Raw genomic sequence first — 12,247 nt, 5'->3', positions numbered from 1 at the left:
CATGAGCAGGCCGGCACTACGGGGAATCCCCGGCAATTCTGAATGGTTATAGGGGCAAATACCCGTATTCAAGACCACACCCCATGAGGTAGACTGTGCTTTAGCATGAGCGGTTTCCGGCGTCGCTGGGGCACTACAGGTCGAGTCTGACCGGGGAACGCGAAGGGATTCCTCGACCGACTCGACGGGGCGCTTGGGTTCCACTCCATCCTGTTGGCCAGCGTTGCGTACCCGGAGGACGTCCGTCCATGGAGTTCCTTCCGACTGTGTCATTGATAGACCCGGATCGCGCCACGCGTCAATCCCTGACGAAGCTTTTCCGCACGGTGGGATTGAACAGTCACGACTTTGCTACGCCGCGTGATTTCCTGGCCGCCGGCAAATCACCCCCACGCGGCTGCCTTCTGATCGAAATGCGCTTACCGGAGATGACCGGGATCGAGTTCTTGCGCCATTGGCGGACCCAACCGGCGGCAACACCCGTAATCGTGCATACTTCAGCCCCGGATGTCCCGACCGTACTGGCCGCGATGCGTGCGGGGGCCTTCGATTTTTTCGGGAAACCGGCGCCTGAGCAGGAGGTCCTGGAACGGATCTACGCGGCGTGCGAGCACGATCGAAATACGTCACAACGCGCCGCCCAACTGCAGATTCTCTCCGCACGTCATGCCACACTGGCAGCACGCGAGCGCGCTGTCATGGAGTGTGTCGTGAGCGGCCTGCCGAACAAGACCACGGCGGTCCGCCTGGGACTGACGCGGAAAGCGGTTGAGGCCTATCGTGCCCGCGCCATGCGTAAGATGGGGGCCGAAACCTTGCCGGAACTGGTGCGAATGAGCGTAATGCTAGAGGCCAATGACAACCCGCTCGCGGCAATTCAGGCCGCCGCTACCGGTGGCCGCCGCACAGCGCCCGGCGCAGCGCCGGACGCGAGCGATTGCCACGTGGCGTAGCCCGGGTCCGGCGCCGATTCTCCAATGCGTGGCGGGGCTACTCGAAACCGACGATGCGATGCACAGCGCCCGTTGTGCCTGTCGGTCCCTGTGCACCGCGTGTCAGGATATACAACTCCCCGTGGGCATCTCGTCCGAATGCGAGCACGGCTGCTCCCAACCGCGCGTTGGTCCGATCAGCAATGCGCGCCTCCACAAACGACCACGTCCCATCGACGGCCTCGGACGCAATGAAGACCTTGCCGTTGGGTCCGGTGAGACCGGAGGTGTAATCGCCGAACACGTACCGCCCGCGCAGCCCAGGGAGGGCCGTTCCGCGATACAGGTACCCACCCACCACCGCGGCGCCGAAAGCCCGGCCGAGCGCGTCCGTGTGGCGGTAAGCGAGGATGGGCGCCTCCAGTAACGCGCCATCGGGGGCGTTGTCGAGGCAGATCTCGGGCGGGCTGTTCGGATTGGCAGGGTCGAAGCAGAGCGTGCCTTCCTTACGATTCCAGCCGTAGTTGCCGCCCGCGCGGACGAGGTTCACTTCCTCCATCAGGTTCTGGCCCACGTCGGCGACGAAGAGTCGCGTGCCGCTCGCCGTGACATCAAAGGAAAACCGCCACGGATTCCGCAGGCCGTAGGCATAGATCTCCCCACGGGCGGTTGCGCTCGCGACGAACGGGTTGTCGGGCGGGATCGCGTACGGATTCCCGCTGTCCACGTTGAGACGCAGAATGCTGCCGAACAGGTTGCTCGTATCCTGCGCGTTGCCGAGATCCGGTGTGTGGCCGAAGCCGACGTCGCCCGCACCGCCGCCATCCCCGAGACCGACGTACAAGTAGCCGTCGGGCCCGAATGCGAGTTGGCCGCCGTTGTGATTGTTCTGCGGCTTGGCAATGCGCAGAAGGATACGCTCGCTGGCGGGGTCGCCACGATTGCCGTCTCCGGCCAGCAAGCGAAACTCGGACAGGCGCACTTCGGTCGCGCTGCCCGTAGGCGCATCGTTACTGGGGGCTGTGTTGAAGAATACGAAGAAGCGTCCGTTGACGGCATAACTGGGATGCAGCGCCAGCCCGAGTAGCCCGCGCTCTTCCGCCGGCGAACTGCTGCTCTGGACACGGTCCTGAAGATCGAGAAAGGGCGTTGCGAGCAACTGTCCGGCACTGTCAACCATGCGAATCAAGCCGCGCTGCTCAACGATCAGGAGCCGTCCCGTACCGTCGGTTGGCGCGACCAGCGCAACGGGCGAACCCAACCCTGTCGCAACTTCGGTGAGGGTCAGCAACGGGCCGCTGGGGGTGGGAGGCGTCGGCAGTGGGCAACCCGCGACGATGCCAAGCGCGACGGCTGCCAGCCCCACGATCAATCCCCCGGTGCGAATCTGCGATGAATCAATACGAACCACGAGAACCATCCTCCAATACAGCTCGCCGGCCACCGCGTGATCGGAGCCCGACCGGCGTCGCGGGATTGTAGGGCTGGCGTCAAGGGGCCCCCGACATGCGTGGCGTACGCGCCCGCTGATTCATACCACAGATCTGCGCGGGGCGTTTGCTGGCGACAGGAGGCAGAAGGCGGCCGGGTCGGAGTTTGTCGGTGCGGCCGGTGAGTGGATGTGCTCGTCGTCCGCGCCGTAACGGAACTCGCGAAGCTTCTCACAGCGGAGTCACAACAGCGCCCACTGAATTCGTGAGCTGCGATGGGTGGTCAGCATCCGAGGACCGGAACAACCTTCAATGACCGCGTTCTCGAACACCGGATGATCAGGAGCATCTCGCAGCTCCGTATCCACAGCCGGAAAGTCTTTATTTCCGCTTTACAGGTCCACATAGTTATTGCTATTCTGCAACTGGGACACGTCGCATGGTGGAGTGCGCCATGTTGCTCAGAACACACCTCAGCGTCCGAATCAAGTTCCAACCAACGGCCAACCGGCCCGCCAGGCCGCACCGCAGCGCGTTTGCACTCGTTGCAACCAGCCTCACGCTGTTCGCGGCTGGCGCTCAGACGGCGCAAGCCCGCAACAACATCCGTGATGCCTTCTTTTCGGTGTACCCAAACGCCGTGGGCTCCGCGATTGACACAGTGCCGAGCCGTCCGGTGCACTGCGGTGTATGCCACTACTCCTTTTCCGGTGGCGGCGCCCGCAACCCCTACGGCTTGCGGGTGGAGGCGGCGCTGCCGAACTTCGCGAACAACCCGAACGGGCGGCGGCAAGCCATCTTCTCGGTTCAGGAGATCGATGCCGACCTTGACGGTTACACGACGGTTGTTGAAGTTACCTCTACGGCATACCCGAATACTCCCACGTTTCCGGGCTTGTCACTGGTGAACATCCAGCAGGTCAGTGCCGTCGAAATCACCGAAATCATGGGATCCCTCACCCCTTCGAGTGGCGACGACACTACCCCGCCAGACGTGACGGTGCTGGCACCCGCGGGCGGCGAGGTTCTCAGCGGTAACGCCGCATTCGAGGTCCAGTGGACCGCGACGGATCTGGGCGGCATCGCACGTGTCGACCTTTTCCTCTCAGATGACGGCGGCGCGAATTTCCGGCCAATCGCGGCCGGTCTGACAAACTCTGGCAGCCAAGTGATTTTCGTGCCGAACCGCCCGACGACACAGGGCCTCGTGCGCGTCGTCGCCACGGACAACACGCTCAACGTGGGTACGGCCGACAGCCCACAACCGTTCACGGTCGTGTCGCCGCCAGGCGGTACAGTCCCGACTACACTCCGCGACTTCGACCTGCCTGGCACGCAGCCACTGGAAGTCGCACCTCTTAACCACCCTGACAACTGCGTGGCATGTCACGGAAACTATGCCCCAACCGTCGAGCCGTACCGCAACTGGCGAGGCAGCATGATGGCCATGGCTTCGCACGACCCCCTCTTTCTCGCCTGCATGTCCATCGCGAACCAGGACGCGCCCGACAGTGGCGACCTGTGCCTTCGGTGCCATATTCCCGGTGGCTGGCTGGGTGGACGCTCCATTCCGACCAACGGCCACGCCATGTTGTTCAGCGACATGCACGGTGTATCGTGCGACCTGTGCCACCGACTGGTGGACCCCGTGTATGTCCCTGGCCAGAGTCCAGCAGTTGATGCGGAGATTCTCGCCAATCTCGGTGCTGTGCCGACTTCGTTCGGCAATGGAATGTTTGTGGTCGACCCGGAGCCGTCGCGACGTGGACCATTCGTGGATGCGGCGCTTGGACACGAGATTATCGTTTCGCCGTTCCACCGGCGGGCCGCGCTGTGTGGCACGTGCCACGACGTGAGTAACAGTGCGTTCCACCGCACGTCGAACCACACCTGGGACCCGAATGTGTTCGATACGCCACCGGTTGAAGTATCTCCTGAAGTCCTAATGCCGATCGAAAGGACCTACAGCGAATGGCTGCATAGCGACTACAACACGCCCACCGGCGTCTACGCGCCGCAGTTCGGCGGCAATCGGTCGTTCGTGGCCGCCTGCCAGGATTGCCACATGCGCGCGGTGACCGGGAAGGGATGCAACTTTCCGGCTGCGCAGACCCGCAACGATCTGCCGTTGCACGACATGACCGGCGGCAGCACGTGGATGGCTTCCGTGCTCCCGGTCCTCTATCCCACCGATCCGCAGGTGGACGCGGCTGCGCTGGCGGACGGCGTGGTTCGCGCCCGGTACATGCTCCAGAACGCGGCTCGCCTGGAGGCGGTGCAGGTGGGTCGTACCCTGCAAGTGACCGTGACGAACGACAGCGGGCACAAGCTACCAACGGGTTACCCGGAGGGACGGAGGGTCTGGCTGAGCGTGCGTTTCCGCGACGCGGCCCTGAACACTGTAGGAGAATCGGGCGTTTACGACCTGGACACCGCGACGCTTCTCGCCGATGCCGAGCTCAAGGTCTACGAGTGCAAGCCGGGGCTGGATGAGACGGTCGCCGCGCTGGCCGGTACGACACCCGGTCCGTCCTTTCATTTCGTCTTGAACAACCGCATCTACAAGGACAACCGCATTCCGCCACGCGGGTTCACGAATGCGGCGTACGCGACGTTTGGCGGCTCGCCGGTGGGAGCAACATATGCGGACGGGCAGCACTGGGACGTGACACCGTATGGTATTCCAGATAGCGCGGCGACGGCCGAGGTAATGCTCTATTACCAGAGCACGACGCGCGAATACATTGAATTTTTACGCGATCACAACGTCACCACCGATGCCGGCTCCACGCTATACAACCTTTGGCTCAACCACGGCCAGTCACCGCCCGAGTTGATGGTGACGATGACTGTCGCACTTGTGCCACTCGATCCCTCCGATCTCAACGGTGATGGGATCGTCGACTTCGCCGATGTGGAATTTCTCATCGCATGCTTTGCCGGCCCCGATCACACCGTGCCGGGCCCCTGTCTGTATGCCGATCTCGACGGCGATGAAGATACGGATTTAGGTGACATGGCACTGCTCCAGGTGGCATACTCGCCATCCAATCAGTGAAACGCTTCACGGGCTGCACCCCAGGCGGGGAGGTTGGGTGGTGGCATCCACGCGTTGATCTAGAAGGAAGATGTTGGCTTCAGAGTCATCCGGTGCAAGTCCAAAAGTCATGTCTCGAAACACGATCGTGGGCATACTCTGCATCGTCGCCGCACTCGCCGCCTTCGGGGGGGCGGCCATTGAGCCCGCACCTGGCCCTGGGGCGTGGTTAACGCGACTGGCCGGGGATTGGACAGTGCAGTTGCCGCATCAATTGGTGATCGGCAACGATCCACAGCGCCGCGACACCTTCACCGTCAATCGAATTTCACCTGTGCAACTTCCCACGGGAGGTGCGGGAGGGCTGTCACAGGCAGAAGTCCGCCATGTACTTCGATATGCTGTTGATGACCGCAACATACTCCTGCAAACCATGGATGGTTACGCTTGGTACGGGCTTCGCAGTGGGCCGGTGTGGCACCACGGGACTGACCTGCCCGAGGATGTGACAGCGCTGCTCGCGGCGCTCCAGCGACCAAGACCCTCAAGACGCAATGACTTCATACTGCTCGGAAGCGTGCTGGCTGCCGTGGGTGGTGTACTTGTTTCGAGACGGTGGAAGTCGTACCGAGGTGCAAGCAGGAACCCGTAGTGGCGCTAGAACTCAGTACCACTTGCTGAACTGCCTCACATGCGGCCGCTGGAATAGTGCAGCGCCACTCCTTCAGTTCCCGGTAGACGTCGTAGTTCCGCGATCTACACTCCCCCAACACAGCCCGCGGTCTCATACGTGCGATCACCAGTCCCACCCGTGCGCACGACACTCATTTCCCACGCGGGGCTTGCCGCCGAGCGTGGAATTTGGCACAATCTGAGGTGTCGGGCCGAAAGTTACTTGCCTTACCCTCAAGGGCGTAGCAACGGGCCGCTGCGCAACGAGGAATCTCAAATCATGCCGGGCAGTGGCACGATGCCGGACTTCGAGTGCATTTTGGGTCGGGCGCGGGTGGGGGACGATGATGCCCTCGCAGAATTGCTGGAGCGGTTCGGCCCCGCCACACGTGGCGAACTCAAGCTCGCCGCCCGCTGGCAGGGCGAAATCGACCTCGATGATGTCATGCAGATCACCTATGTGGATGCGTTCCTCCGCATCGGAAGCTGCGTCGCCCAACACGAAGCAACCTTTCAGGCCTGGCTGGTCCAGATCGCCCGCCACAACCTCCTGGACGCAATTCGCGGCCTGGAGGCGGATAAGCGACCCCCCGTCACCCGGCGCATTACATCGGGCAGCAACGGGGACTCCTACGTCCAACTTTGCGAGTTGCTGGGTGGGTCGACCTCCACGCCCAGCCGCACGGTGTCACGCGAGGAACTTCGAACCCATATCGACGCTGCCATCCAAAGGTTGCCGGCGGACTACGCCCAGGTGATCCGGTTGATGGACCTGGAGGGCCACTCGGGCGTGGAAACCGCCGCGCGCATGGGTCGTTCCCGGGCTGCGGTGCACATGCTGGCCGGCCGGGCCCGCGAGCGCCTGCGGGAGCTGCTGGGGAGCGCAACCCGGTTTTTCTAGCGTTACACCCACCCGCGGTTAGGCGCCTGAATTGTTGGGAGAGTGTCGCTGACGGACATATGGTCCGCGCTCTCGGCCACTCCACGTCAAGGGCTGTGCAGGCATGAGTGACGACAGCACGCGCCGCGAACTCGCCCTGATCAGCCGCGCGCGCGAAGCGGTCGGTGCTACTGAGGGGCCGCGCGCCTCGCGCGACGCAGTCACGATGCCGCTTGCGATGGACGGGTATGACCTCATCTGTGAGGTTGGCCGTGGCGGGCAGGGCATTGTCTTCCAGGCCGTGCAGCGTTCGACGGGTCGCCATGTGGCGATCAAAGTGCTGCGGCACGGGCTACTCGCAACCAGCAGCGAGCAGGCGCGGCTGGAACGTGAAGTGCGCATTCTAGCCCAGCTCCGACACCCGGGCATCGTAACCATTCACGACAGCGGCCGCAGCGGCAACCTCTCCTACGTGGTCATGGACTACATCGAGGGCGTGCCTTTCGACAGCTACATCACGGCGAACCGGTTGACACTGCGCGAGCGTGTCGAACTGTGCGCCCGTGTCGCGGAGGCCGTCAATGCCGCCCACCTGCGCGGCGTCATCCATCGCGATCTCAAGCCGCTGAATATTCGTGTCGATGCGGAGGGCGCGCCGCACGTGCTCGACTTCGGTCTCGCAAAGCTGCTCGATCCGGAGGCGGCCGTTGCCACGCTGACCACCACGGGCCAGTTCATGGGCTCGCTCAAATGGGCCGCACCGGAGCAAGCCCGGGGTGAGACCAGCGCAATCGATGTACGCACCGACGTCTACACGCTGGGGGTGGTCTTCTGGGGCGCGCTCCACGAGGCGTTTCCGTACCCGGTCGACGGTGACCTCAGCCGGGTACTGGCAAGTATTGTGTCGACGGACCCCATCCGCACCCGTCGGCCAGGCGCGGAGCACGTCCCCTTCGACGTCGAGACCATACTGCGCAAGTGCCTCGCGAAGGATCCGGCGCGGCGCTACCAGAACGCGGGCGAACTCGCCTCCGACTTGCGCAACTTCCTGGCAGGTCGCCCCATCTCCGCCCGGCGCGACAGCCAATGGTACATGCTGCATAAATTTGTAGTACGAAACCGCACTGTGGTCGGGCTCGCGGCGGCCATCTTTGTGATCGTTCTCGCCGCGGCGATCGCACTTGGATTCCTGTATGTCCGGGCGGAGCACAGTGCGGCCCTGGCGACGGAACGGGCCGAACACCTGCGCACGGAGCTGTACTTCAATTCGATCAGTCTTGCGGAAAAGGCGCTGGAGACCGGCAACCCGATCGAAATGGACGCGGCCCTCGAACAGTGTCCGGCCGACATGCGCGGCTGGGAATACTGGCATCTGAAGCGTCTTACAGACGAGTCCGAACTGGCCTGGAAAGCCCACGAATATCTCGGAGCGGCGATCCCGCTGGCCTTCTCGCCGGACGGTCGCCTGTTGCTGACGACCGGGTGCGAGTTGCGGCGCTTCCCGCCGATTCAACGCACGACGAAGATCTGGGATGCACATTCCGGCGAACTGCTGAGAATACTCGACGTCGGCAACATCGCATTGCAGGGTGCTGCCTGCTTTTCCCCGAACGGCACGCGCGTGGCCGTCGGCGGCCGCAGCTTCCGCTTCCGTGTCTATGCCACTGACACCTGGCAACAACTGTACGAGGTCGACCGCGGCGGCAGGTCCCCGGACCAGGCCACCACGCTGATCGTCTTCAGCGGCGATTCGACGAAACTAATCATCGCAAACGGATATCGCGACGGAGCATTCGTCCACGATGCAGCTACCGGTGCTCTCCTACGCGAACTTCGGCCGCCGATGCCGGTGGCCGCTGACGTCTCCAATGATGGCCGGCTGATCGTGTTCGGTAGCCTCAACGGCACCGCGAGCGTCTGGAACCTGGAGGACGGCATGCACCTGCTCACGCTCGGCGGCCATGGCGCGCAAGTGCGGGGCGTGGCACTGGCTCCCGACGGCACGCACATCGTCACGGCTGCATGGGACGGCCGGCTGCGCGGTTGGGAACTGCCGAGCGGCACGCTGCGGTTTGTCTCAGAGGCGCAACCGAATACGGCCACCCGGATGTGGGACCTTCGCTACTCACCCGACGGCCGCCACCTGGCACAGTGCTATTCCCTGTGGATTCAGCTCTGGGACGCGCGCCTCTCGGCAGCGCACCCGCCGCTTGCTCGGGGCCACCACGACAACTGTCGTTACGGCGTTCTCGCCGGACTCCACCCGGGTGGCGGGCATGTCAGCCGACGGCTACGTGCGGATCTGGAATCTGCGTGGTGGCCGCGGGCGGCGGGAAGTGGGCCACAGTCCAGGTGTTGTCGCGTGGTCTCCCGACGGCCATCAGTTCGCGACCTTCGGCGAGGACCAACGCCTCGTTCTTTACGACGCCGCTTCCGAGAAACCGATTTGGGAACAGCGCGTGGCATCCCCGCGCGAGTGGGCCTCTGACCTCGCGTTCAGCCCAGATGGACGCGTGCTCGCTTGTTCCGGTGCCAGCACAGACATCGAGTTCCGCGACGTGGCAACCGGAGAGATCATCAGCGCCATCTACACGCACCAAGGCCGTGCCGGCCGGATCGCCTGGTCGCCGAATGGCCGCCAGCTCGCGAGTCTCGGCACCGACCAGTTCCTGCGTGTCTGGGAGCCGGAGACCGGCACGATGCTGCTGGAGCTCCTCGTCGGAACGAGCGAGGTCGTCATGGGTACCCTCTTTGCGATCGCCTTCAGCCCCGACGGCCGGCAGGTCGCAGCATCGGCCCGCGACTGCGCCATTCGGGTCTGGAACGTGGACGACGGCCAACTCTTGCACACTCTGACCGGACACGAAGATACGATCGGGGGCTTGTGTTACACGTCTTCCGGGGATCGCATCATCTCCAATTCGCTCGACGGCACCGTGCGCGTGTGGGATCTGCACAGCGGCGCGGGCCTCCAGACGATGCGCGGCGCGCGCTTTCGACTGCGGCATCTGGCCTTGGCACCCGACGACCGCCACCTGTTCTCGGCCGGGGACGACCTGCGTCTCTGGGACATCCACACCGGCCGCCAAGTACTCAAATTGACCGATCAATCGTGCTTCCGCATTGCCCTCAGCCCTGATGGGAAACGCCTGCTCGGTTGCTTGGAGGGGGGCACGATCGTGATTTGGGACGGCTCACCACTGCCCTGACGGTGCTCCCGGTGTCGTAAACTTCGGTCGCCAGCCGGGCCATTCCGTGAACATCGATTCAAAGGGCTTGACCCGGACAACACCGCGGACCTGGCGCGAACCGGCCAAAGGTGTGCCTGTAAAAATGGAACCTTGGTCCCAGATTTGAAGAAAGGGTCGCAGCCGCAGCTATGAATTCAGCAGGACATGGCAGGCAATAGTCAATGCCCGGCACCGCCCGGTACCAAGCCCAGAAAAAAGCGGGTGATGGGACTTGAACCCACGACATTCACGTTGGCAACGTGACGCTCTACCACTGAGCTACACCCGCGTAGGGTTGCCGGTCGCTCAGCAACCGGGCTTTAAGGTATATCCCAACCCGCGGGCCTTGGCAAGGGGGCCCTGCAACCCCCTTGCAGCACCGTGTGCCGCAGTGCGGTCGCTGCCACCTGCCGCAGCCGGTACACTCCCGCCCGATGGCCCGGCCGCCCAGCATACCGCCGATTTCACCACCGGATTTGTCCGCTGTACCCGTCTCCTGCTCAGCGAGTCCCATGTACCTTGCCCTGAAGGGGTTTTGCGATCGGCTGACGGCCGCGGTCGTCTTGCTTTTTCTCGCACCTTTGATGCTGTGGATCACATGGCGTATTCGCCGCGACGGCCACCCGGCCATTTTCCGCCAGGTGCGAGCCGGGTTGCGGGCTCGGCCCTTCCATCTGCTCAAATTTCGAACCATGCGGGTCGACACCGACCCCTACGGGGACTCGCCCCAGGCCCGCGATGACCCGCGCATCACCGCGGTCGGGCGATGGCTGCGTGAAACAAGTCTTGACGAGCTGCCTCAACTGGTCAACGTGGTCCGCGGGGAGATGTCTCTGGTCGGACCCCGGCCCCTCTACCTCCAACAAATCGCGGAATGGACGCCTCGGCAGCGGGGACGGCTGTTGATGAAACCCGGGCTGACCGGACTGGCGCAGGTGCGCGGCCGGGGTAGTCTGACCATCGAGGAAAAGTTGGCGCTCGACGTGGAGTACGTGGAGCAGGCCGGTCCCTGGCTGGATCTGCGCATCCTGCTGGAGACGGTGCTGGGCGTGTTCCGCCGCCAGGATATCTATGAACGCCGGTACTCCCAGGAGCGGGAGCGGCGCGGCGACAGTGGGTCGGAGGGACCGCCGGAGAGACCACCGGAGTCACGGTGAGCTCACCCCTAACAATGCAGGGGAACGCCCCGGTCGCAAATGCGCGGCCGGGGCGTTCCACGTTTCTCAGCACCATGCTTGCTTAGTTCGGCCTAGCGGCGGCGGAACAGCGCCAGCGCGCCCAGACCGAGCAGCGCGAAGCTGGCCGGCTCGGGCACCCACTCGACCCGCAGCGTGCCGGAGGTGATGAGCTGATCACGGTCAGCGTCGTTGAAGGTGTCATAGACCGTGACGAACAGTTCGCCGGTCGAGACCGTGAAGGGACCGCTGCTGAAGAGACCCGGGTTCGCGAATGGGCCACTGACCGGACCAAAAGCGCCGGGACTGCCGGGAGCGCCCGCAATATCGCTATCCCAGAAATCACCGCTCGGACCGTCGTTCAGCGACAAGACGAGTTCACTGCGCCAGCTCGCACCCTCGGCTGTATAGACGAGGTCGATGTACTCGGCCGCAACGATCTCGGCGCCGGCAGGCAGAGGAATCGACAACGTCGTATTGTCCACGTTGCCGTAGCCGCCCCAGGCCTCCCAGCCCGCCAGATCAATGTTGATGATCGCCGCGTTCGCGGTCGCAACCGCCGACGCGCATACCAGTGAAAGCAATAGCTTCCGCATTCTCTGCTCCTCCTGCAAGGATTCCTGCAATGATGCCGCCGAACCATCGACCTGATACGCACGCTGTCTGCACAGGGGCGGCAACCAATCCCGCACACAGCAATTCCCCCGACACCACTCTTTGATAGCTCATTCGGCAGCGTGAATCAACGTTGAATTAAGGAGAACCGCAACACTGAAACCGCTCGCAGATGCTCCGCCTATAATGTACAGCACAATGTGATAGCGCGTCGCGCATTTCCGGACGTGACCGTGCGAACCCGGGAGAATTCTCGATTAATCTTGCTCCGCTGAC

Annotated in this window: 7 protein-coding genes, 1 tRNA gene and 2 pseudogenes; 7 read left to right on the top strand and 3 right to left on the bottom strand. The window is 63.5% G+C overall.

Annotated elements, in window-relative coordinates; genetic code table 11:
* Nucleotides 1-266: 266 nt before the first annotated feature.
* A complete protein-coding gene (locus IPM18_10320; protein MBK9119976.1) occupies nucleotides 267-953 on the top strand; it encodes a response regulator transcription factor in 687 nt (228 codons plus the stop codon).
* 37 nt (nucleotides 954-990) lie between these two features.
* Here IPM18_10320 and IPM18_10315 read toward each other — a convergent pair whose 3' ends face one another.
* A complete protein-coding gene (locus IPM18_10315; GenBank protein MBK9119975.1) occupies nucleotides 991-2,352 on the bottom strand; it encodes a PQQ-dependent sugar dehydrogenase in 1,362 nt (453 codons plus the stop codon).
* Between the two features lie 464 nt (nucleotides 2,353-2,816).
* On the opposite strand from IPM18_10315, the gene IPM18_10310 reads away from it, so the two are divergent.
* The 5 genes and pseudogenes from IPM18_10310 (at nucleotide 2,817) to IPM18_10290 (ending at nucleotide 10,160) form a co-directional block, all read left to right on the top strand.
* Nucleotides 2,817-5,420 carry a hypothetical protein gene (locus tag IPM18_10310; protein MBK9119974.1) on the top strand — a complete coding sequence of 868 codons (2,604 nt, stop codon included), beginning with the start codon at nucleotides 2,817-2,819 and terminating at the stop codon, nucleotides 5,418-5,420.
* A 931-nt stretch (nucleotides 5,421-6,351) separates the two neighbouring features.
* On the top strand, nucleotides 6,352-6,972 hold the full coding sequence (locus IPM18_10305) for a sigma-70 family RNA polymerase sigma factor (GenBank protein ID MBK9119973.1): 621 nt from the start codon (nucleotides 6,352-6,354) through the stop codon (nucleotides 6,970-6,972).
* Nucleotides 6,973-7,075: 103 nt separating this feature from the next.
* Nucleotides 7,076-7,963, top strand: a pseudogene (locus tag IPM18_10300) (serine/threonine protein kinase).
* 81 nt (nucleotides 7,964-8,044) lie between these two features.
* Nucleotides 8,045-8,998 (top strand): annotated as a pseudogene (locus IPM18_10295) (hypothetical protein).
* Nucleotides 8,999-9,218: 220 nt separating this feature from the next.
* Nucleotides 9,219-10,160 (top strand): WD40 repeat domain-containing protein, encoded by a 942-nt coding sequence (locus IPM18_10290; GenBank protein ID MBK9119972.1) that lies wholly within the window; start codon nucleotides 9,219-9,221, stop codon nucleotides 10,158-10,160.
* Nucleotides 10,161-10,398: 238 nt separating this feature from the next.
* Here IPM18_10290 and IPM18_10285 read toward each other — a convergent pair.
* Nucleotides 10,399-10,470, bottom strand: a tRNA-Gly gene (locus IPM18_10285).
* A gap of 223 nt (nucleotides 10,471-10,693) precedes the next feature.
* Between IPM18_10285 and IPM18_10280 the strand changes: the two genes are divergently transcribed.
* Nucleotides 10,694-11,338 (top strand): sugar transferase, encoded by a 645-nt coding sequence (locus IPM18_10280; protein MBK9119971.1) that lies wholly within the window; start codon nucleotides 10,694-10,696, stop codon nucleotides 11,336-11,338.
* Between the two features lie 92 nt (nucleotides 11,339-11,430).
* Here the strand turns inward: IPM18_10280 and IPM18_10275 are convergent, their stop codons facing one another.
* Entirely contained in the window at nucleotides 11,431-11,952 is a 522-nt protein-coding gene (locus IPM18_10275; protein MBK9119970.1) for a PEP-CTERM sorting domain-containing protein, read from the bottom strand.
* Nucleotides 11,953-12,247: the final 295 nt, after the last annotated feature.

It is taken from the genome of Phycisphaerales bacterium (genome assembly GCA_016716475.1).
GTDB lineage: Bacteria > Planctomycetota > Phycisphaerae > UBA1845 > Fen-1342 > JADJWG01.
Note: the sequence above shows the minus strand (reverse complement) of the source record. Positions and strands in the feature narration are given on the sequence as shown.